The sequence below is a fragment of the Roseicyclus sp. genome, assembly GCF_018402035.1.
Taxonomy (GTDB): Bacteria; Pseudomonadota; Alphaproteobacteria; order Rhodobacterales; family Rhodobacteraceae; genus Roseicyclus.
On sequence record NZ_JAGYJN010000002.1, the window covers coordinates 26,075 to 47,452 of the forward strand.

25 protein-coding genes and 4 pseudogenes are annotated in these 21,378 nt (G+C 61.3%); 1 reads left to right on the forward strand and 28 read right to left on the reverse strand.

All coding sequences use genetic code 11. From position 1 onward, the window contains the following. Positions 1-9 precede the first annotated feature (9 nt). From KG698_RS04115 to KG698_RS04160, 10 genes are all read right to left on the reverse strand, one after another. Positions 10-1,503, reverse strand: a complete 1,494-nt coding sequence (locus tag KG698_RS04115) for an amino acid ABC transporter permease (protein WP_213684330.1) — start codon at positions 1,501-1,503, stop codon at positions 10-12. Position 1,504: 1 nt separating this feature from the next. Next, positions 1,505-2,719, reverse strand: coding sequence for an ABC transporter permease subunit (locus tag KG698_RS04120; RefSeq protein WP_213684331.1), 1,215 nt, complete (start codon positions 2,717-2,719; stop codon positions 1,505-1,507). Between the two features lie 129 nt (positions 2,720-2,848). Next, positions 2,849-3,868: an amino acid ABC transporter substrate-binding protein gene (locus KG698_RS04125; RefSeq protein WP_213684332.1), complete on the reverse strand. Its 1,020-nt coding sequence runs from the start codon at positions 3,866-3,868 to the stop codon at positions 2,849-2,851. Positions 3,869-4,105: 237 nt separating this feature from the next. Continuing rightward, positions 4,106-4,822, reverse strand: coding sequence for an ATP12 family chaperone protein (locus KG698_RS04130; protein ID WP_213684333.1), 717 nt, complete (start codon positions 4,820-4,822; stop codon positions 4,106-4,108). Next, positions 4,819-5,499, reverse strand: a complete 681-nt coding sequence (locus KG698_RS04135; protein WP_300982899.1) for an HAD-IA family hydrolase — start codon at positions 5,497-5,499, stop codon at positions 4,819-4,821. Before KG698_RS04135 ends, KG698_RS04130 begins: the two co-directional genes overlap by 4 nt. Next, positions 5,496-6,542: an RluA family pseudouridine synthase gene (locus tag KG698_RS04140; protein WP_213684335.1), complete on the reverse strand. Its 1,047-nt coding sequence runs from the start codon at positions 6,540-6,542 to the stop codon at positions 5,496-5,498. Before KG698_RS04140 ends, KG698_RS04135 begins: the two co-directional genes overlap by 4 nt. Beyond that, a complete protein-coding gene (crcB, locus tag KG698_RS04145) occupies positions 6,539-6,913 on the reverse strand; it encodes a fluoride efflux transporter CrcB (RefSeq protein WP_213684336.1) in 375 nt (124 codons plus the stop codon). Before crcB ends, KG698_RS04140 begins: the two co-directional genes overlap by 4 nt. Positions 6,914-7,039: 126 nt before the next feature. Then, complete coding sequence (locus tag KG698_RS04150) at positions 7,040-8,356, reverse strand: replication-associated recombination protein A (protein WP_213684652.1); 1,317 nt, start codon at positions 8,354-8,356, stop codon at positions 7,040-7,042. A 47-nt stretch (positions 8,357-8,403) separates the two neighbouring features. After that, positions 8,404-8,991 (reverse strand): acyl-homoserine-lactone synthase, encoded by a 588-nt coding sequence (locus KG698_RS04155; protein ID WP_213684337.1) that lies wholly within the window; start codon positions 8,989-8,991, stop codon positions 8,404-8,406. An 81-nt stretch (positions 8,992-9,072) separates the two neighbouring features. Next, positions 9,073-9,684: an autoinducer binding domain-containing protein gene (locus KG698_RS04160; RefSeq protein WP_367114029.1), complete on the reverse strand. Its 612-nt coding sequence runs from the start codon at positions 9,682-9,684 to the stop codon at positions 9,073-9,075. A gap of 94 nt (positions 9,685-9,778) precedes the next feature. Between KG698_RS04160 and KG698_RS04165 the strand changes: the two genes are divergently transcribed. After that, complete coding sequence (locus tag KG698_RS04165) at positions 9,779-9,967, forward strand: hypothetical protein (protein WP_213684338.1); 189 nt, start codon at positions 9,779-9,781, stop codon at positions 9,965-9,967. A 74-nt stretch (positions 9,968-10,041) separates the two neighbouring features. Here the strand turns inward: KG698_RS04165 and rplQ are convergent, their stop codons facing one another. The 18 genes and pseudogenes from rplQ to rpmC form a co-directional block, all read right to left on the reverse strand. Then, on the reverse strand, positions 10,042-10,461 hold the full coding sequence (gene rplQ, locus KG698_RS04170; protein ID WP_213684339.1) for a 50S ribosomal protein L17: 420 nt from the start codon (positions 10,459-10,461) through the stop codon (positions 10,042-10,044). 139 nt (positions 10,462-10,600) lie between these two features. Next, entirely contained in the window at positions 10,601-11,617 is a 1,017-nt protein-coding gene (locus KG698_RS04175) for a DNA-directed RNA polymerase subunit alpha (protein WP_213684340.1), read from the reverse strand. A 110-nt stretch (positions 11,618-11,727) separates the two neighbouring features. Then, positions 11,728-12,117 (reverse strand): 30S ribosomal protein S11, encoded by a 390-nt coding sequence (rpsK, locus tag KG698_RS04180; RefSeq protein WP_213684341.1) that lies wholly within the window; start codon positions 12,115-12,117, stop codon positions 11,728-11,730. A gap of 15 nt (positions 12,118-12,132) precedes the next feature. Continuing rightward, a complete protein-coding gene (rpsM, locus tag KG698_RS04185) occupies positions 12,133-12,501 on the reverse strand; it encodes a 30S ribosomal protein S13 (protein ID WP_213684342.1) in 369 nt (122 codons plus the stop codon). A gap of 248 nt (positions 12,502-12,749) precedes the next feature. Then, complete coding sequence (locus KG698_RS04190) at positions 12,750-13,319, reverse strand: adenylate kinase (RefSeq protein WP_213684654.1); 570 nt, start codon at positions 13,317-13,319, stop codon at positions 12,750-12,752. Between the two features lie 2 nt (positions 13,320-13,321). Beyond that, positions 13,322-14,692 carry a preprotein translocase subunit SecY gene (gene secY / locus KG698_RS04195; RefSeq protein ID WP_213684343.1) on the reverse strand — a complete coding sequence of 457 codons (1,371 nt, stop codon included), beginning with the start codon at positions 14,690-14,692 and terminating at the stop codon, positions 13,322-13,324. A 133-nt stretch (positions 14,693-14,825) separates the two neighbouring features. Then, a complete protein-coding gene (gene rplO, locus KG698_RS04200; protein WP_213684344.1) occupies positions 14,826-15,299 on the reverse strand; it encodes a 50S ribosomal protein L15 in 474 nt (157 codons plus the stop codon). Between the two features lie 110 nt (positions 15,300-15,409). Beyond that, positions 15,410-15,598 (reverse strand): 50S ribosomal protein L30, encoded by a 189-nt coding sequence (rpmD, locus tag KG698_RS04205; protein ID WP_213684345.1) that lies wholly within the window; start codon positions 15,596-15,598, stop codon positions 15,410-15,412. Between the two features lie 5 nt (positions 15,599-15,603). Further along, complete coding sequence (gene rpsE / locus KG698_RS04210) at positions 15,604-16,209, reverse strand: 30S ribosomal protein S5 (RefSeq protein ID WP_213684346.1); 606 nt, start codon at positions 16,207-16,209, stop codon at positions 15,604-15,606. Between the two features lie 230 nt (positions 16,210-16,439). Further along, positions 16,440-16,799: a 50S ribosomal protein L18 gene (rplR, locus tag KG698_RS04215; RefSeq protein ID WP_213684347.1), complete on the reverse strand. Its 360-nt coding sequence runs from the start codon at positions 16,797-16,799 to the stop codon at positions 16,440-16,442. Positions 16,800-16,810: 11 nt separating this feature from the next. Beyond that, positions 16,811-17,344, reverse strand: a complete 534-nt coding sequence (rplF, locus tag KG698_RS04220) for a 50S ribosomal protein L6 (protein ID WP_213684348.1) — start codon at positions 17,342-17,344, stop codon at positions 16,811-16,813. 13 nt (positions 17,345-17,357) lie between these two features. Continuing rightward, positions 17,358-17,750 (reverse strand): 30S ribosomal protein S8, encoded by a 393-nt coding sequence (gene rpsH / locus KG698_RS04225; protein ID WP_213684349.1) that lies wholly within the window; start codon positions 17,748-17,750, stop codon positions 17,358-17,360. A 12-nt stretch (positions 17,751-17,762) separates the two neighbouring features. After that, on the reverse strand, positions 17,763-18,068 hold the full coding sequence (gene rpsN, locus KG698_RS04230) for a 30S ribosomal protein S14 (RefSeq protein WP_213684350.1): 306 nt from the start codon (positions 18,066-18,068) through the stop codon (positions 17,763-17,765). A gap of 19 nt (positions 18,069-18,087) precedes the next feature. Continuing rightward, on the reverse strand, positions 18,088-18,648 hold the full coding sequence (rplE, locus tag KG698_RS04235; RefSeq protein WP_213684351.1) for a 50S ribosomal protein L5: 561 nt from the start codon (positions 18,646-18,648) through the stop codon (positions 18,088-18,090). Next, positions 18,641-18,937, reverse strand: a pseudogene (rplX, locus tag KG698_RS04240) (50S ribosomal protein L24); the annotation flags it as partial. The pseudogene rplX and the gene rplE, both read right to left, overlap by 8 nt. Before the next feature lie 45 nt (positions 18,938-18,982). Continuing rightward, positions 18,983-19,317 (reverse strand): annotated as a pseudogene (rplN, locus tag KG698_RS15425) (50S ribosomal protein L14). A 55-nt stretch (positions 19,318-19,372) separates the two neighbouring features. Then, positions 19,373-19,634 (reverse strand): annotated as a pseudogene (locus KG698_RS04250) (30S ribosomal protein S17). Continuing rightward, positions 19,634-19,817: pseudogene (gene rpmC, locus KG698_RS15435) on the reverse strand (50S ribosomal protein L29). The pseudogenes KG698_RS04250 and rpmC overlap by 1 nt, the downstream one beginning before the upstream one ends. Between the last annotated feature and the right edge of the window lie 1,561 nt (positions 19,818-21,378).

A 21,378-nucleotide genomic window follows, 5' to 3' on the forward strand; every position in this document is an offset into this window, starting at 1 on the left:
GTGGTCTCCTTATCGGCGGTCGGTCTGAAGCTTGCGCTCCAGATACATGGAATAGCGGGACATGAAGAAGCAGAAGGTAAAGAAGAGGAGCGCCACGAAAATGTAGAGCTCCCAGTAAATACCGTTCCATTCCGAGGTGGCGCGGATCGCGTTGGTCAGGCCAAGCGGATCGCGCAGGCCGACAAAGACCACCAGCGTGGTATCCTTGAACAGGCCGATAAAGGTGTTCACGATGCCGGGGATCGAGATCTTGAGCGCCTGCGGCAAGACGATCAACTGCATGGATTTCCAATAGTCGAGGCCAAGGCTATCGGCGGCCTCGTACTGGCCCTTGGGGAGTGCTGCCAAACCACCGCGCACCACCTCGGCGATATAGGCCGAGGCAAAGAGCGTCACCAAGATGATCACCCGCAAGAGCGCGTCAAAGCTAGAGCCGGGCGGCAAGAAATACTTGAGCAGGGTCGAGGCCACGAAAAGCCACACGATCAGCGGCACGCCGCGGATCACCTCGATAAAGGTGACACAGACCCAGCGGATGAAGGGCATGTTCGACTGTCGGCCCAGCGCCAGCAAAATGCCGATGGGCAGTGACAGCACGATGCCAGAGGTGCCGATAATGATGGCCAGCATAAAGCCGCCAAACTGGTCAGAGGGGATTGCAGGCAGGCCAAGCGGGATCACGCTGGCGGCCAATCCCTTCACATGCGGGAGCAGAGGAAACAGCCCCCCATGATCGATAAAGGGCAGAGGGTTGAGGAAGATAATGATAAAGGCCGCAACCGCCGCAAGCCCGCCGCCGAGCATCCCATACCCCGCAGCGACGAACCGACCGATATAGAGCGACGCCACGATCCCGAGCGCCACCATCACCGGACCCCAAACCGAGCCGCCCCAAAAGAGGAAGACCCCGATAAACGGATAGGCCAAGGAAAAGAGCAGCATTCCGCGCGGCAGGCTGGCGTAAAGGATCGGGGCGACCGCCACGACCAGCAAGAGCACCGCCACAAGCGGACGCCAGTAGCCGAAGAAGAAGATGGTCAGATTGCTCAGTTCCGCCTTCATCGCGTTGACGAATGCGATCCGGTCCGTGGCGTTGGAGCCCGCGCCAAACACCGCCTCGAGGCCACCGGCCGCTGCAAGCTGGTCGGCGTAGAAGAGGCTCGACAAGAGCCGGTCATCGGTCGGGTAGAAGCCGAACAAAAGCTGCAACCAGCGCTCGTTGATCACGGCCCAGCAGGCCGCACTTTCCAGCCCGCGCGCATCGCGGATCTCGCGGCATTCAGAGAGTGAGCCCGCCGCCCAGATACCGTTCAGCGTCCATGGCATGATGGCGGAGAGGACGCTCCAGATCAGGTAGATCGACAAGATGGTGAGCAAGGTATTGGTGACAGACGAGAACAGGTTCTCGCGCATCCATTTGACCACCCCCGCCTGACCGGGCGGCGGTGGTGCGGGGGGGAGGATCTCGCGCCGGACGAAAGCGACGGTGGATTGGTTGCTCATCTCACCGCTCCTTCAGTTTGACGCTGGAATTGTAGTAATTCATCGCCGACGAGATGATCAGGCTGACGATGAGATAGAAGGTGCCGAGCAGCAAAATCCCCTCGATCTCGCGGCCGGTCTGGTTGATCGTGATCCCCCCGAGCGTTGAGCGGACATCCATGTAGCCCACGGCCAGCGCCAGCGACGAGTTCTTGGTCAGGTTCAGGAATTGCGAGATGAGGGGTGGGATGATCACGCGCAGCGCTTGCGGCAAGATCACCAGCTGCATGGTGCGGTTGGGCTGCATGCCCAGTGCGAATGCCGCCTCGGTCTGGCCGCGCGACACGGCCAAGATGCCCGAGCGCACGATCTCGGCGATGAAGGCTGAGGTATACAGCGACAGGGCCAGCCAGAGCGCGATCAGCGAGTTGCGGATTTGAATACCGCCAACAAAGTTGAAACCGCCTAATTCTGGCATCTCAAGCGTGATGGGCTGGCCCATGACGAAAAAGGCCAAAAGCGCTGGGATGAAAAACAATGCAAGCGACAGGCGGAAAACGGGGAGTTGCTCACCCGTCTGTTCTTGGCGTTTGCGCGCGACGCGGCGCAGGATGAAAATCGCCGCGATGGACAGCAAGAAAACCGCCACGACAAGGCCCGAGCCCTCGCCCCAAAGCGGCTTGGGCACAAAAACGCCACGGTTCGAGATCGCGACACTGTCCCACAAGATCATCGAGGCGCCGCCACCTTCGCGGAAATCGCGCGGCTGCGGTGTCGCCTCGGTCATCACGGCGAACACGATCAAGATCCAGATCAGAAGCGGCGTGTTGCGCATCGCCTCGACATAGAAGGTCATGATGCCCGCAACGACGAAATTCTTGGACAGGCGCAAGACCCCGGCCAAAACGCCGATGACGGTGGCCAAGATACAGCCCATGAAGGCGACAAGCAGCGTGTTCAGAATGCCCACAAGGGCCGCGCGCGCATGGGTATCTTGCGATGAAAAGGGGATGATCTGCTGGTTGATGTCGTAACCTGCAGTCGTCCACAAAAAGCGGAAGCTGAAATCCTTGCCCAGCGCCGCAAGGTTTTGGACGGTGTTGTCAACCAACCAGGCCAGCGACAGCATCAGCAACATCGCGGCGATGACCTGAATGGTCATCGATCTATAGCGCGCGTCGTAGAGCAGCTGGCTCAGGCGGAATGTGTCCCGCGGCGTTCCTGTCATGTCGGCCATGCGCACTCCATTGGGTAAGGGGTGATGGTCCCACCGGACAAAAACCGGTCGACGAAATGGGTCAGTCTGGGCGGAAAAAAGGGCTGATAGGAGCCCGTGAATACACGGGCCCCTATCGTCAGATGCGGATCAGTTGAACGGCATTGCGTACATCAAGCCGCCATTGGTCCACTGCGCGTTCAGGCCACGCGCCAGACCAACGGGGGTATTTTCACCGATATAGGCTTCGAAAATCTCACCATAGTTGCCGACGGAGGAGATCACGTTCACGATCCAGTCGCTGGACAAGCCGAGCTTCTGACCAAGTTCACCCTCGGTGCCGAGCATGCGGTTAATCTCGGGGTTGTCGGTTGCCGCGCTCGCGATTTCGCGAACATTGGCCGAGGTGATCTCGTGCTCTTCAGCCGCGAGCAGAGCAAACAGCGTCCAGCGTACGATATCGCCCCACGCGTTGTCGCCATGGCGCACAACCGGGCCGAGCGGCTCTTTGGACACAACTTCCGGCAGGATGACGTGGTCGCCAGCGTTCTCAAAGGTCGCGCGGGTCGCCGCGAGGCCGGAGATGTCTGTGGTGTAAACGTCGCAAGCACCGGCGAGGTACTGCTGCTGGCCTTCGGCATTGGTGGCAACGGGAACCGGCTCGTAGCTGATGGCGTTGACGCGGAAGAAGTCAGCGAGGTTCAGTTCGGTGGTGGTGCCGGTCTGGATGCAGACGGTCGCGCCATCCAGCTCACGTGCCGAGGACACGCCCAGATCCTTGCGGACCATGAAGCCCTGACCGTCGTAGTAGTTCACACCGACGAAATCGAGGCCGAGATCGTTGTCACGGGTGAAGGTCCAGGTGGAGTTGCGGACCAGAACGTCAACTTCGCCAGCGGCCAGCGCGGTAAAGCGGGTCTGGCTGGTCAGCGGAACGAATTCAACCGCTTGCGCATCGCCGAGGGTCGCAGCAGCGATTGCCCGGCACAGCGCGACGTCAAAGCCCTGCATGTTGCCGTTGGCGTCGGGGAACGCAAAACCTGCGAGGCCTTCGTTCGAGCCGCACTTCAGCGAGCCACGTGCCTGAACATCCGCCAATGTCTGTGCGGATGCAAGACCGGCTGCAAGCCCGGCTACGGCAAGCGTGCCGAGAAAAATGGATTTTTTCATGTCTACCTCTTCCTGATGGACCGCCCTTTTGGGCTGTCGATTCCAATCCCCCAAAGGGCTTTGGTAAGTTCGTGTAAACGTATGTTAACGCTTACCGGGCGTAACTTGGACAAAATCCCATGCAGAGGTCAAGTGCCCGCACTCTAGCTACCCTAGGGTCATGCTGCATTTTTCCGCGAAGCCACCCGGTGCTGCATCTTTTTTGGCAGTATTTTTGGACTTATGCCCTAGGCTTGCTCAATCCGGGTGGGACATGGCCCAAAATTGCGCCGCGCGGAGAAAATCGCTGCGTTTATGGGCGGCCATGGCGGCGGCTTCCTCATCTGCGCCCCATTGCGCGATCTGCCAATCCTCATCGATTCGCGAAATCGCCCAAGCCTGTTCGGGTGCAAGCCGCCCCGCCGTGGTCGCCAGCGCGATGATCAGCGATCCAGAGATCGTGACCAGATCATGCAGGCCGGTCAGTTTGAACGCGTCAAGCGCAGCGACTTGGGCAGCAAGCCGGGCCAAAGAGGTGGGTGGTTGATCAACTGGCAAAACGCCCACCGTGGCGATCAGCGGTGCCGCAAGTGCCGCATCGGCCCATGCCAAAAGCGGATCCCATGCCGCGGCTTGGCCTGCGACCAGCGCGACGGGGGCGGCTGCGCGGTGACAGATCAGATCCGTTTCGGCGTAAGCGGCAAGCATGGCGGCCACTTCGGCGCGTTGCGGGGTCACACGCTCGATGGCGGAGTTGGCAGCGCGGGTGACAGGCATGCTGAGCGGTGCAATCTCACCCTCTTGCGCGTCCCATTCCGCGGCGATGGCATGGGCCATCATGCGGCTGGGCAGGGTCAGGGGAATTTTGCCCGGCGTCATGACGCGGCGTGCGTCAAGCATCACGCCATAGCCGCCATCGACCTCGGAGACCGAGACCGCGCTCCAGAACCGCTTTGCTTTCCATCCACCTGTCATGTGGGCGGACATATACGTGCAAGCGCCATGGGCAATGCGTCAAAGCTGTGCAAGATCGCGGCCGCGCCCGATGCGGTCAGGTTTTGGGCCGGGTGATAGCCCCATGCGACACCCAGCGCATGGATGCCCGCCGCGCGCCCCATATCGATGTCATAGGTCGTGTCGCCCAAGATCACGGCACGCGCAGGCAGGGTGCCCGTGTCGCGCAAACAGGCCGCGATCATGGAGGGGTGCGGCTTGGAGGGGTGGTCATCGGCGGTTTGCACCGATTGGAAGAACCCGCGCAGATCATGCAGATCAAGGATATGATCCATGCCACGGCGCGATTTGCCGGTGGCGATGGCCAAGAGCGTGTGATCCTCAGCCGCGAGCGCCTGCAATGCCGCCAGCGCGCCGGGGAAAAGCGGTGAAAGTGCTGCGCCATCAGGGGCGCGGCGCATCTGGCCAAAGGCATCTTTATAGGCCTCGACCAATGTTGGCTGATGATCGGGGTGATCGGGGGCAAGACGCGCCATGGCGATGGGCAGCGACAGCCCGACGATGGAGAGCGTCGCTGCACGCGCAGGCGGGGATAGGTTATGGGCCGCAAAGGCCGCATCCATCGCCGCCACGATATGGGCCTGACTGTCGATCAGCGTGCCATCGACATCAAAGATGACAAGGCGCAGATCGCTCAACCTAGGTCCTCGAACGGGTCTGCGGGCACATCGCTGGCGCGCCATTCCAGATGGTCCCATGTGCGCTGCATATGCTCGGGCAAGGGAGCGGTAAAGGTGAGGCGCTTGCCCGTGACCGGATGGGTCATGGTGATGGAGCGGGCATGCAGATGCAGCTTGCGGCTGATATCGCCGCCCAGCTGCGCGCCCCAGCCATCGCCAAGGTTTTCCTGACCCGAGCCGCCATATTTGCCGTCGCCCACGACCGGATGACCGATCGCGGCCATATGCGCGCGCAGCTGGTGCGTGCGCCCCGTGATCGGCACAAGTGCCACCCAAGCGGTACGCGAACCCAGCGCCGAGAGGACGGCGTAATCGGTATGGGCGTGCTTTGCGCCCTCGGTCGTGTCGATGTCATGGGGGGCGACGATCTGCATCTTTTCACCCTCGCCGCCCTTGCCGTGGCCGGGGGCTTTGACAAGGCCGTAGCGGATCGTGCCCATGCGGGGGCTGGGCACACCAGCGCAAACGGCCCAATAGATCTTGCGCGTGTCGCGCGCGCGAAAGGCTTTGGTCAGCGCATCGGCGGCCGCGCGGGTGCGCGCCAGCAGCAAAACGCCCGACGTATCCTTGTCCAAGCGATGCACAAGGCGCGGTTTTTCGGAAAGATCGAAACACAGCGCCTCGGCCAGACCGTCGATATGGCGGCTATGGCCCGACCCACCTTGGGTGGGCAGGCCCGCAGGCTTGTTCAGCGCGATGATGTGATCGTCGCGCCAGATCACCGCCGCGCGCATCATTGCGACATCGGCATCCGAGATGCGCGGCGCGGCCACGGGATGATCAGGCGCGGCCTCGTCCGGCAGGGGCGGGATGCGGATGGTCTGGCCCGTCTCGACCCTTGTGGCGGGCTTGGCGCGCGCGCCGTCGATACGAATTTCGCCCTTGCGGCACATCTTTTCGATGCGGCCTTGCGAAATCTGGGGAAACTGGCGGCGGAACCAGCGATCAAGGCGCTGATCGCCATCGCCGATAGCGACCGTCAGGGTTTGAACGCCGCTCATGCGAGACTCCGGCCTAGGGCGAGGCCGAGCATCAGCGCCGCGATGGAAATGGTGACATTGGCCAAAACATAGATCGCGGCAAGCCCCAGCGCGCCACGCTCATAAAGTGCGACCGCTTCGAGCGAGAAGGCCGAAAAGGTGGTGAACCCACCCAAAATGCCCGTCACGATCAAGGGCGATAGATGCGTCAGCCCGCGTGGCGCGGCCAGACCCACAAACAACCCTGCGGCCAGCGCGCCAAGGATGTTGACGGTCAGCACACCCAAGGGCATGGGCGTCGCCCCGAACAGGCGCAGAATGCCGATCCCGGTGAGGTATCGAAGCACGGCACCGATGGCGCCGCCAAGGGCGACTTGGAGAATGGCTGTCATGAATGGCTGCATGGGTCGGCGGCTTTGGGGAGTCAATGGGCAGGCAGCGGCAAGGGGGCGAAAAACTGCAGTTTTTCGTGGGGGAAAACTGCAGTTTTCCCCTGCGTTTTCCTTGAGGAAAACGCCTTAGCCCTTGCGCTTGGCGCGCAGGCCCGCGAACCAATCCAGCCGTTTCTTCAGATCGCGCTCATAGCCTCGTTCGACAGGTGCGTAAAAGCTGGGGCGCGACATGGTGTCGGGGAAATAATTCTGCCCGGAAAACCCATCCTCGGCGTCGTGATCATAGGCATAGCCCGCGCCATAGCCTTGATCCTTCATCATCTTGGTGGGCGCATTCAGGATATGCTTGGGCGGCGGGGCCGAGCCCGTGCTGCGCGCGCTGGCGCGTGCTGCCTTATAGGCGACATAGGCCGCGTTCGATTTGGGCGCGAGCGCCAGATAAAGCACCGCTTGCGCCAAGGCCAATTCCCCCTCGGGGCTGCCCAAACGCTCGTAAGTGGCCCAAGCATCAAGGCATTGGCGCTGCGCGCCGGGATCGGCCAGCCCAATATCCTCGACCGCCATGCGGGTGATGCGGCGGGCAAGAAATCGCGGGTCTTCGCCCCCTTCAAGCATCCGCGCAAGCCAATAAAGTGCCGCATCGGGATCAGAGCCGCGCACCGATTTATGCAGCGCCGAGATCAGGTTATAATGCCCCTCGCCGGATTTGTCGTATTGCGCCGCGCGCCGCTGGAGGCGTTGGCCAAGGGCTGTGGCATCAAGGGCTGTGTCCAGCTTCCATGCCGCGACTTGTTCCACAAGATTCAAGAGCGCGCGGCCATCGCCATCGGCCATGGAGATGAGCGCCGCCTTTGCATCAGGGGTGAGTGGCAGGGGATGGTTCAGCGTCGCCTCGGCATGGGCGATCATCTGCGCGAGCGCGTCATCATCGAGCCGGTTCAGCACCAAGACTTGGGCGCGCGACATCAAAGCGGCGTTCAACTCGAAGCTTGGGTTTTCGGTGGTGGCACCCACCAACAGGATCGTGCCATCCTCCATATGCGGCAAAAACCCATCCTGCTGGGCCTTGTTGAAGCGGTGGATTTCATCGACGAACAAAAGCGTGCCTTGGCCGCCCGCATGGCGCAGTTTCGCCGCCTCGAACACTTTGCGCAGATCGGGCACGCCGGTAAAAATCGCGCTGATTTGGACGAAATGCAGCTGCGTTTCTTGCGCCAAAAGCCGGGCGATGGTGGTTTTGCCCACGCCGGGTGGACCCCACAAAATAAGCGAGGTGAGCGCGCCTGCATCGCACATGATCCGCAGTGCACCCGTGGGGCCAAGCAGGTGATCTTGCCCGATCACCTCGGACAGATGCTTGGGCCGTAGCCGGTCGGCCAGCGGGCGCGGGCCAGCGGGGCGGGCGGCATCAGGGCCGGTTGGGGGCGTGTCGAACAAATCCATACGGGTTAGGCTACGCTCCCCAGCGCCGCTGCGCCAGATCATGCGTGTCAATGCATCTTGGAGGCCATGGTGACGAAATAGCACCGATGCGCGACGCCGCCGATCTTCATCAAGGGGCCGGCCGGTTCCATGTCGATGCCCAAACGCCGCCCAAGGCGCGGCACGGCGATGGGCAAAAGCCCGATCAGGGTCGAGGCCCCAAGTTCGCGCGCCGAGCGCACCATATGGCCCATCAGCGATAGCTGCACCGCGTGGCGGATATCTGTCGTCACCCCCTCGGCCACGAAAAGCCGGTTGGCATCCCAGATATGGTCGGCAATCGGCGCTGTCGCATCCAGCAGATGGGCAGGGATCGCATCAAGCAGGCCGCGCTGCGCATCGCGCACCATGTAGGAATAGATGCCGCAGCGCGCCGTGGTGGGCGTAAGCCGCACCCCCGCCAGCACCCGGTCGCCCGCATGCACACAGACCCAGCGGCTTTGCGCTGTGTCGTATTGGTCAAACTCCATCCCATCGGCATTGGGCAATTCCCAATTCATGCCCTCGATGAAGGTACGGTGGCGTGCGCGCAGCATGTTCGAGAAGAGCGCCCCATGCTGGTGCATATTGGCGAAAGACAAGGTCGTCATTTGCATTGGATAAGCCCCTTTTGTTGGCCGGTCGTCGAAACTCCGCACCGTGGGGGGACCCCCGTTTGCTTAGCGATCAGTGCCGTCCTAGATCAATCCGTATTCCCTTGCGCGCTGCACAGCCTCGGCCGTGGTGCGCGCCATCAGCTTTTGGCGCGCCGCGGTCAGGCGGGCCTTGAAAGCGCTTTCGGATATGCCCAGTCGGGCGGCGGCAGCTGCATGACGGTCCCCATCCGCGATGCATCTTAGGGCGTCGGCCTGCGGGCGCGACAGGCGCGCGGGCGGCTCGGACAGATCGTGCATGCGCTGCACGATCCGATGAATATGGGCCATCTCGTCATCGGTGAATTCGCGATCTGCACGCGCGGCACCCGCGATCGTGCGCGATGACATCGGGCCGGTTGACGAAATCATGCCGTAACGCAGCCCGAACTGCGCGGCTTCGGTCAAAAGGCCGAAAGGATCGGGCAGGCCGATCTGCGACCAGCGCCGCGTGCCGGAATGGCTGAGCCCCCATGCCAAGGTCGGGTCGCGTAGCCCATAGACCTTGGCGGTATACACCTCCTGCCAATCTTCGGGGTAGGTGTTGACCATGATCAGCGGCGAGACATAGCGAATATGCAGCCCAACGGCGAAGCCAGACGGCGCAGCAAGCGCCATCTCATGCAGCAAAAGATCAATAACCGGCGCTTTTGACACGAAAAACTATCCAAAAGGTCATGTCCTTTTAGACAGGTTGCCAGAAATGCGGTCAACCGTATTCTCGCGCTATGTTTGCGGAATGGTGAGGCGAATGGACGAAAAGATCGACCCGGATCTTTTTGCGCGTCTCATGCGGCTGTCGCCGCGCGCGCGCAAAGACATCCTTGAATATCTTGGCCAAGGCCCGGTGTCCTCAAAGGGGATGCTCGGCGGGATGTTGATGGCGGACGCATCAAAGCTGTCACCCACAGCCAAGGCGAAAGCCAACGCGGCTGAGTAAGCCAGATACGAAAACGCCCCCGCGGTGCGGGGGCGCAATCAGATCGCGGGATCACCCGAATGGGTGGGCGCGGATTATTCTGCGGTCGCCTCTTCGGTGGCGAGGCGGGCACGGTCGGCCGCACCTTTGGCGTCAAGATCACGATCAACGAATTCGATGATCGCCATCGGGGCCATATCACCATAGCGGAAGCCCGCTTTCATGATGCGGACATAGCCACCCTGACGGGTTGCATAGCGGGGGCCGAGGATCTCGAACAGCTTGGCGACATAAGCGTCTTGCTTGAGCTGCGAGGCGGCCTGACGGCGGGCATGCAGATCGCCGCGCTTGCCCAGCGTGATCAGCTTTTCGATGATCGGGCGCAATTCCTTGGCCTTGGGCAGGGTCGTTTTAATCTGCTCATGTTCGATGAGCGAGCCGCACATGTTGGAAAACATCGCCTTGCGATGTTCGTGGGTCCGGTTCAGGCGGCGGTATCCGCGGGCGTGACGCATGGGTCAATCTCCTATCACATTTTGCTTTGTCCGGAGGTCCGTGCGTGCAGACCTCTCACCTATTGGGGCAGAATTGCCCAGGGTTTGATGGTGGGTTTCACCCACCCTACGCGCGTGTAGGATGGGTGAAACCGACCGATCAGAAGTTGTCTTCGTACTTCTTGGCCAGTTCTTCGATATTGTCTGGCGGCCAATCGACGATATCCATTCCGAGATGCAGACCCATGCCCGAGAGCACTTCCTTGATCTCGTTGAGCGACTTGCGGCCGAAGTTCGGGGTGCGCAGCATCTCGGCTTCGGTTTTCTGGATCAAATCGCCGATATAGACGATGTTGTCGTTCTTCAGGCAGTTGGCCGAACGGACCGAAAGCTCTAGCTCGTCAACCTTCTTCAGCAGAAGCGGGTTGAACTCCAGATCATCCTCGGCATCGGCGCGGCCTGCGGCCTCGGGCTCGTCGAAGTTGACGAAGATCGAGAGCTGATCTTGCAAGATGCGCGCAGCATAGGCCACGGCGTCATCAGGCGTGACCGATCCGTCGGTTTCAAGCTTAAGGGTCAGCTTGTCGTAATCGAGCACCTGACCTTCGCGGGTCGGCTGCACCTCGTAGGAGACCTTTTTGATCGGCGCAAAGATCGCGTCGATCGGCATCAGGCCGATGGGTGCATCCTCGGGGCGGTTTTTGTCAGCCGAAACATAGCCCTTGCCGGTGTTGACCGTCAGTTCCATGTAGAGATCGGCACCGTCATCAAGATGGCAGATCACGTGATCCTTGTTGAGGATCTCGATCCCGGCGCTTTCCGAGATGTCACCGGCGGTCACGACCTTGGGGCCTTTGGCCGAAACGGAAACCCGCTTGGGCCCGTCGACATCCATACGGATCGCGACGCCCTTGAGGTTCAAGACGATGTCGGTGACGTCTTCGCGCACACCAGCCACCGAGGAGAACTCGTGCAGCACACCGTCGATCTGGACGGAGGTGATGGCTGCGCCCTGAAGCGAGCTCATCAACACGCGCCGCAGCGCGTTACCGAGCGTCAGGCCAAAGCCGCGCTCGAGCGGTTCGGCGATGACCGTCGCCTTGCGTGCGGGGTCGGTGCCCGGCTGAACGATCAGCTGGGTTGGCTTGATCAGCTCTTGCCAATTTTTATGGATCATGCGTCGCCTCCATTCTTGCACCGGGCGGATCCAGCTCCGGCACGCTCGAGGATCAAAATGACGTCAGCGGGCCACGCAGATCGCGTAGCCCGCCGTTGTTTCGTATCGGCTCAGACGCGGCGGCGCTTGGGCGGGCGGCAACCGTTATGGGCAATCGGGGTCACATCGCGGATGGATGTGATCTGAAAGCCGCAGGCCGCCAGAGCGCGCAACGCGCTTTCGCGACCCGAACCGGGGCCCTGCACCTCAACCTCGAGGGTCTTGACGCCATGCTCTTGTGCCTTCTTACCGGCGTCTTCGGCGGCCATCTGGGCGGCGAAGGGCGTCGATTTACGGCTGCCCTTGAAGCCCATCGTGCCGGACGAGGACCACGCAATCGCGTTGCCCTGAACGTCGGAAATCAGGATCTTGGTGTTGTTGAACGAAGAGTTCACATGCGCAACGCCTGCGGCGATGTTCTTGGAAACCTTACGCTTTGCGGGACGACGATCGCGTGCCATGGACCCGGTCCTCCCTTATTTCTTCTTGCCGGCAATGGCCTTTGCGGGGCCTTTGCGGGTGCGTGCGTTGGTGTGGGTACGCTGACCGCGAACGGGCAGGTTGCGGCGATGACGCAGGCCGCGATAGCAGCCAAGGTCCATCAGACGCTTGATGTTCATCTGCGTCTCGCGGCGCAGATCGCCCTCGACGGTGAGGTTGGCGTCGATATGCTCGCGGATCTGGAGCACTTCGGCGTCCGACAACTCATTGACGCGGCGCGACTGGTCGATGCCGACCGCATCACAGATCGCCTTTGCCGAAGTATGTCCAATGCCGGTGATATAGGTCAGCGCGATGGGTACGCGCTTGGATGTGGGGATATTGACCCCTGCGATACGTGCCAAGGTATTCTCGTCCTTTGCGTTGCGAGCCCGTAATGCCAGGCCCTTTTTTCACAACTAAAGGCCCCTGGTCGTAATGACCGAAGGACCCTTTCGTTCAGGTCGATCCAGCGCGACAACCGTCACAGAAGGATCATGATTCCCAATGGGAAGACGCCGTGTAGGCGCATTTGCCCGGGGCGTCAAGGGTTCGGGGCCTTGCTTGTCAAGGGAAAATTCTGCCGCTTTTGGGAATGGTAAACACGCACGCCCTAAAGCAACGCCGCGATATCGGTGGCGACCGCGTCAATCTCGGCCAGACCATCGACCGCCTTGAGCAACCCCTTGGCATGGTAGTAACCGATCAGGGGCGAGGTCTGCTTGTAATAGGCCATGAGCCGAGTCTTGAGGCTCTCGGCGTTGTCATCTGCCCGCACGGGTTGACCGGCGGCGCGGGCCTGTTCGGCGCGGCCCACGATGCGGTCAACCAACACCTCATCATTGACGCGCAATTCGATCACCGCATCAAGGCTTTGGCCCATCTCGGCCAGCAAGGCGCCAAGCGCATCGGCTTGAGCCAGCGTGCGTGGAAAGCCGTCGAAGATGAAACCAGAGCCACCCTGCCCCAGCTTTTCGCGGATCAGACCGATGACAATCTCGTCGGTGACAAGCTGACCCTTGGCCATGACATCGGCAACGATCTTGCCCATCTCGCTGCCCGAGGCTTGCGCCTCGCGCAGCATATCGCCGGTCGACAGCTGCACCAAGCCACGGGTTTCGGTCAGGATACCGGCCTGCGTGCCCTTGCCCGCGCCGGGCGGGCCGAGGAGGATGATATTCACACTCATCTGCGCGCGGGCGGCTTGCGTGGCTTGGCGGTCGTGCCTTTGCGGCCGCGCAATTGCGATTTCTCGATCAAGCCTTCGTATTGATGGGCCAGAAGATGCGATTGCACCTGCTGCACCGTATCCATGCCGACCGAGACGATGATCAAGATCGAGGTACCACCGAAATAGGCCGTGATGGCCAGATTGGTGCGCACGATCTCGGGCATGAGGCAGACGAGCGCGAGATATCCAGCACCCAGCACAAGCAGGCGATTGACGACATATTCCAGATACTCAGAGGTCTTTTTGCCCGGGCGGATACCGGGGATAAAGCCATTCTGGTTCTTGAGATTATCGGCAACATCATCGGTCTTGAACGACACGTTGAGCGTGTAGAAATAGGTGAAGAACACGATCATCGCGGCGAAGAACAACAGGTAAAGCGGTTGGCCGGGGCCGAAATTGGCCAAAATCCAACCCATCACCGGGCCTGCTGCCTCACCACCCGAGAAGGTGGTCAGCGTCGTGGGCAACAGCAACAGCGACGAGGCAAAGATCGCGGGGATCACGCCCGCGGGGTTCACCTTGACCGGCAAATGGCTAGAGCCGCCGTCATATACCTTCATCCCCACCTGACGGCGCGGATATTGGATATGGATCTTGCGCAAGCTGCGCTCCATGAACACCACGAAGAAAAGCGTGCCGATCAGCATCGCGATCACACCAAGGATCGCAGGCGTGCTGAGCGAGCCCGAGCGGCCCGATTCAAAGAATTGCGCCAAGGCGGCGGGGATTTCCGCGATAATGCCGACGAAGATGATCAGCGAGATGCCGTTGCCGATGCCGCGCTGGGTGATCTGTTCGCCCACCCACATCAAGAACATCGTGCCGCCGACCAGCGTGATCACGCAAGCCGCGCGGAAGAACCAGCCCGGATCAGAGGCAAGACCGCCCGATTCCATGCTGACGGCAAGGCCATAAGCCTGTGCGGTCGCCAAGAACACCGTGCCGTAGCGGGTATATTGGTTGAGCTTTTTGCGCCCTGCCTCACCCTCTTTTTTCAGCTGCTCCATCGCGGGGACCATGGCGGCCATCAGCTGCACGATGATCGAGGCCGAGATATAGGGCATGATGCCAAGCGCAAAGACACCCATCCGCGACAGCGCGCCGCCGGTGAACATGTTCAGCACACCGCCCAAGCCCGCCGCAGCCTGATCGAAGAAGGCCCGCAATTCGACACCGTCGATCCCCGGAACGGGGATATAGGTACCAATGCGATAGATGATGAGAAGGCCGAGGGTGAACCAGATGCGCTGGCGCAGTTCGGTTGCTTTACCGAATGCCCCCCAGCTCATGTTCGCGGCCATTTGCTCCGCTGCTGATGCCATGACGCCTCTCTCATGGGCAATGCGCCGCCGGATCGGATTGAGCGATCCTGCGGCGCGTACAAAACCTAAGCGCTATGTAGGCCGTGACGATACGGGCCACAAGCGACGGGGGGCCGCAGCCCCCCGATCTGGATCACTCCGCCGCAGTCGCCTGCGCGACGCGCAATGTGCCGCCGGCTTTTTCGACCGCGTCGATGGCCGCGCGCGAGGCGCCGGTCACCGCGATGGTGAGCTTGGTAGTCACCTCGCCCTTGGCCAGAACCCGGATACCGTCAAGCTTGCGGCGCACCAGACCCGATGCGACCAGCGCGTCTTCGGTGATCTCGGCGGTTGCGTCGATCTTGCCCGCTTCGACGAATTTCGCGATCAGGCCCAGATTGACCACGGCGAATTTCTTTTGGTTGGGCTTGTTGAAGCCACGCTTGGGCAAGCGCTGGTAGAGGGGCATCTGGCCACCCTCATAGGCGTTGATCGCAACGCCCGAGCGGGATTTCTGACCCTTGATACCACGGCCAGCGGTCTTGCCCTTGCCCGAACCGGGGCCGCGGGCGATGCGCTTGGCTTTCTTGGTGGCGCCGGGATTATCGTGAAGTTCATGCAGTTTCATGTCGCGTCTCCTTTGGACCGGATGTGACCTGCCTGCGACGGGCAGGCCAACCTCGGCATGTCGATAAATGGGCCATCGGGCGGGGCCAAGGCCGCCGCCCGATGAAGGGCTCAGCCCCGCTCTTCGATGATTTCAACCAGATGCGGGATCTTGGCGACCATACCGCGCACCGAGGGGGTATCCTCAAGCTCGCGGGTCTTGTGCATCTTGTTGAGCCCCAACCCGATCAGGGTGCGGCGCTGGATGTCGGGGCGGCGGGCCGCCGATCCGATCTGTTTGACGACGATCGTCTTTGCCATGGAACTCAGGCCTCCTCTGCGACGGCTTCAGCCGCGGGCGCGCCATCACGCTTCGGCAAAATGTCAGCCACTTTCTTGCCGCGACGGGCCGCGACCTGACGGGGCGAGGTTTCGTTGCGCAGACCGTCAAGCGTTGCGCGGATCATGTTGTAGGGGTTCTGGGAGCCGGTCGATTTCGCGACGACGTCCTTGATCCCCAGCATTTCGAACACGGCGCGCATCGGGCCACCGGCGATGATGCCGGTACCTTCGGGTGCTGTGCGCATCACGACATGGCCCGCGCCATGATGGCCCTGTGCGTCATGGTGCAGGGTACGGCCCTCTTTGAGCGGCACGCGGATCAACTGGCGGCGCGCCTGTTCGGTGGCCTTGCGGATTGCTTCGGGCACTTCCTTGGCCTTGCCTTTGCCAAAGCCCACGCGACCGCGCTGATCGCCAACGACCACGAGTGCGGCAAAGCCAAAGCGCTTACCACCCTTCACGGTCTTGGAGACGCGGTTGATCGCGACCAGACGTTCGGCGAATTCCGGTGTTTCTTCGCGCTCTTCGCGGCGGCGTCCCCGACGCTGGTCGCCACGCTCGCCCCGGTCACGTTGTTCACGTTCTGCCATATTCGGCATCCTTCTATCGGTGACGCCGCAGGGCGCCGGTTTGTTCGATCGCAGTCAGCGGGTATTGGCCCCTGCCCGATCATCGAGGCGGCGATTGCCGCCTGCGCTATCGTTTGCCATATCGGTGGGGGTCACCCACCCGACGCAGCGGGAAGGGTGAAACCGACCGTATGGCGTAGGGTGGGTGAAACCCACCGTGTGCCGTAAGGTGGGTGAAACCCACCACCAGCTTAGAACTTCAGCCCGCCCTCGCGCGCGGCGTCGGCCAAGGCCTTGACGCGCCCGTGGAACAAGAAACCGCCGCGGTCGAAATAGACTTCTTCCACACCGGCTTGCTTCGCGCGCTCGGCAATCGCGGCACCCACCTTTGCGGCGGCCTCCACGTTGTTCTTGCCCACGAAGCCCAGATCTTTTTCCAGCGAAGAGGCGGCGGCCAGCGTCACCCCATTCACATCGTCGATCAGCTGGACGCTGATATTCTTGCTCGAACGATGAACGGACAGACGGGGACGTCCGTTCGCCATCGCGCGCATTTTGTTCCGGTTGCGCAGGCGGCGCTTTTGGAACAGCTCTCTCTTGCTCAGTGCCATATGCGTCGCCCTTACTTCTTCTTGCCTTCCTTACGGAAGATATATTCGCCCTTGTAGCGAATGCCTTTGCCTTTGTAGGGCTCGGGCGCGCGCCACTCGCGGATGTTGGCGGCCACTTGGCCAACCAGTTGCTGGTCGATGCCTTCCACCACGATCTCGGTGTTCTTGGGGGTCGTGACAGTCACGCCCGCAGGAACGGCGAAATCAACGTCGTGGCTATAGCCCAAGGCCAGCTTCAGGCTTTCGCCCTGTGCCGTGGCGCGGTAACCCACACCTTGGATCTCAAGCTCGCGCTTGAAGCCTTCGCTGACGCCGGTCACCAGATTGGCGACCATGGAACGCGACATCCCCCACTGCTGGCGGGCGCGCTTGGACTTGCCGCGCGGAATGACCGACACAGCGTTGTCCGCGACCGTCAGCGTGACGTCGTCGGTTGCAGTGAATGTGCGGGTGCCCTTGGGCCCCTTCACTTCGATGGTCTGGCCGGAGACGGAGGCAGAAACCCCCGACGGCAGCTCGACCGGTTTTTTCCCAATGCGAGACATTAGCCGTTCCTCCTCAGAACACGGTGCAGAGCACTTCGCCGCCGACATTGTGCGCGCGGGCCGAAGCATCGGTCATCACGCCCTTGGACGTGGAGACGATGGAAACGCCCAAGCCCTGACGGACCTGCGGAATGTCGCCAACGCCCAGATAGACGCGGCGGCCGGGTTTCGAGACACGCTTGAGTTCGCGGATGACCGGTGTGCCCTCGTAGTACTTCAGGCTGATTTCGAAGGCCGGGTGGCCATTCACATCGGTCGCGGACTCATAGCCACGGATGTAGCCCTCATCGACCAAAACATCGAGCACACGTGCGCGCTGCTTGGAGGCAGGGGTCATGACGGTGGACTTTCCACGCATCTGCGAATTGCGGATGCGGGTCAGCATATCGCCGATAGGATCATTCATCGGGCGCTCTCCTTACCAGCTCGACTTGACCATGCCGGGGATCTGACCCATCGAGGCCAGATCGCGCAGCATGATCCGCGACATTTTCAGCTTGCGGTAATAGGCCTTGGGCCGTCCGGTCAGCTGGCAACGGTTGTGAAGCCGGCTTGGCGAAGAGTTCCGCGGCAATTGCGCCAATTTCAGGCGTGCCTTGAAGCGCTCTTCAAACGGCTTCTGTTCATCATTTGCGATCTCTTTCAGCGCAGCGCGCTTGGCGGCGTAGCGGGCCACCAGCTTCTGACGCTTGAGTTCGCGTTCAACCATGGAAACTTTTGCCATGTGTCTCTCTCCCTCTGCGTCAGGCGTTAAAAGGCATGTTGAAGTTCTTGAGCAGCGATTTCGCTTCATCATCGGACTTTGCGTTCGTGACGATAACGATATCGAGGCCCCAGACTTCGTCGACCTTGTCGAAGTTGATCTCGGGGAACACGATGTGTTCCTTGATCCCCATCGCAAAGTTGCCGCGCCCGTCGAATGCGGGTTTCACACCACGGAAGTCGCGGATGCGGGGCATCGCGACGGTGATCAGGCGGTCGAGGAAGTCATACATGCGGTCGCCGCGCAGCGTGACCTTGGCACCCAGCGTCATCCCTTCGCGGACCCGGAAGCCTGCGATGGAATTCTTGGCGAGGGTCGCCACGGCCTGTTGACCGGCGATGGTGGTCAGATCCTCGACAGCGGATTTCGCTTTCTTGGAGTCGCGCACCGATTCCGCACCGCAACCGATATTCAGCACGATCTTTTCAAGACGCGGGATCTGCATATCGTTTTTATAGGCGAACTCTTCCTTCAGCGCGGGCTTGATCGTCTCGCGGTAGAAGGTCTTGAGGCGCGGGGTATAGGTTGCTGTATCAAGCATCGATCACGTCCCCCGTGGTCTTGGCGACACGCAGCTTTTTGCCGTCTTCGATCTTGAAGCCGACGCGCGTGGGTTTGCCGTTCTTATCGAGCAGCGCAAGATTCGACAGCGCGATCGGCATCGCCTGAGGGATGCGGCCGCCCTGCGAAGAGGCGCTTTGCTTGGTGTGGCGGATGGCGATGTTGATGCCGTCCACGACAGCCTTGCCGTCCTTGGGCATCACGGCGGTGATTTCACCGCTTTTGCCCTTGTCCTTGCCGGCAAGCACGACGACCTTGTCGCCCTTTTCAGCTTAGCAGCCATTACAGCACCTCCGGCGCGAGCGAGATGATCTTCATGAAGTTCTTCGCGCGTAGCTCACGACCACCGGCCCGAAGATACGGGTGCCGACGGGCTCGTTGTTGTTGTTGAGGATAACGGCGGCGTTGCGGTCGAAGCGAATGGCGGTGCCATCCTCACGACGCACTTCTTTGGCGGTGCGCACGACGACGGCCTTGCGGACGTCGCCTTTCTTCACACGGCCACGCGGCATGGCCTTTGACCGGAGACGACGATAATGTCGCCGACCGGAACGTCGCTGGCGGTGTGAACCACCGAGGACCTTGATGCACTGAACTTTCGGGCACCGGAATTGTCAGCACCATCCAGATTGGTCTGCATCTGGATCATTTGGTTCTCCCTGACGTCCGGGGCCGCCTTGTCAGGACATTGACCCGGGTTTCGATCAAACCGAGATGTGATCGCCCGCGTCGAGCGCGGTCGACACCTCCCAGCGCTTGGTTTTCGACTTGGGCGCGCATTCCTGAATGCGAACAGTATCGCCTACGTTGAACTGGTTGGTCTACGTCGTGGCGCGCGGTACTTCTTGGACTTCCGGATCGTCTTTGGCGAGAACGGGGTGCTTGAAGCGACGCTCGACCGACACAGTGACAGTCTGGGCATTGGCGTTGGACGTGACGGTGCCCGGACAGGATACGCTTGGGCATCAGTTGGCCTCCCCTGCTGCGGCGGTCGCTTTTTTTTCGTTCAGGATGGTCGCTTTGCGACTGTCACGCTTGACGGTGCGCATGCGGGCCGTGTTCTCGAGCTGGCCCGATTGGCCTGCTGGAAGCGGAGTTGAAGGCCTCCTTCTTGAGCTGGACGAGCTGTTCTTTCAGCCCACAGTCCAGCGTCTTCTCGCGAGAAGTTCGCTGGCGTTCATCGCCTTGGTCCCTTTCAACATCACCGGGACGCCTGGGCGCGAGGTCGCCGATTCATGGAGGTCGGTGAATAGAGGGCGCGGCCATAGGGCAAAGCAGGGATCGCCGCAACCCCATATTCCTGCCGTCTGGGCTGGCCAGTATATACAGCCGTATAACCCTGAGGTCCGCCATGATCGAAACCAAGATCCGCAGGTCGGCGAATTTAACCGTCATGACCCTGCTCTGCCGAGATGCTGGCAGCCCTCGACGCCAAAGGCGTTTGCGCTGCGCTGTCGTGCGGGGCGATGACGAATCGCTGCGCATCATGGCGAATGATCCGGCGCTGGCGGCGGCGCTGGCAGCAGGTGAAACCGTGATGGACGAGAACAGGGGATCTTCTTCAGGCTCTGGCGTAACCGTGCCCGTACGGGTGCCATCCGCGCCGTCATCACCACCTTTCCGACCAGCGAATCGCACGTCGCGGCGGGGCGCCAGGATGCGGGACCGGGCTGCTGCGGAAGCGGCCTGCGCGCCCGTCCGGTGAACCGGGCAGCCTATGGCGAGACCGACCTTCATGCTGGCAGCAGCCCTGTGCCTTCGGGATCTGTAAGGCCCATGCTTTTGTGGATGGGGAACAAACGGACGGCGTTTGTCACGACGCTGACGTTCTGACTGAACGGGCTACAGATGCGCCCCGACCCGGCAGAGGGTGTGCGGATGATGGAGGACTTGGCTGCGGGGCGGTGACGAGGCGGCCTTCACCAGTTGGTTGGCAGGCCTGACCTCGCGGCTTTAGGCGGAGGGCGTTTCAGTCGGGCGGCCAGCCTCCATAGGGACTCGATTGTATCCGCGCGCAGGGTCGTTGGACGCAGAGTCGCTTGATCGTCATTTCTACCCTGCCACTTCGATCTTGTCGTCGCCTTCGAAAAGGATTTCCGCCGAATGCTGAAATCCATCAACTCTTCTTTGGAAAAGGTAGCCTCGACCAAACGATAATCCCGCTGTCCCAAATACCGGATAGTGTGGCCGTTGTGACCAATATCGCATAGCAGCAAATTTTTCCGTTTGATGTGATCTTAGCCAGACGTGTGTTGAATTTCTCAACGCTCAATCATCCCTGGGTTGGGGGCGTGAGGTTTCGCCCCTCTCCACCGATGGTTGAAGCTGACGCTCACCCCCGTCATCGCATCCATGTTCATCGGCACCTCGTGGCGCAGCCAACACCCACAGCGGCGCATTAACCCGCCTGCCCGGGTAGACGAAGGCACGCAACTCCCCTCGCACGGCCGTGGGGCGGCGGGTGGGGGCAGCCATCATCATGCGCGGCGCGGTCTTCCAGCTTGATGGATTTTTGCGCCGGGGGACGACCATAGGTCGTGCGGAAATCACCGAATGGGGGTGGTGCTGGCTGGTGTGGCGGTCGCCCTCGGGCGGATGTTGATCCAGATCTCGCGCTGCACGATCCCTCGAGGTGTCGAGATTCGAGGTCGGCTACGAAGGCGCGACGTGCGCATCGAAGCGCCACCACCAGCGTCTTGAAGATCGGAAA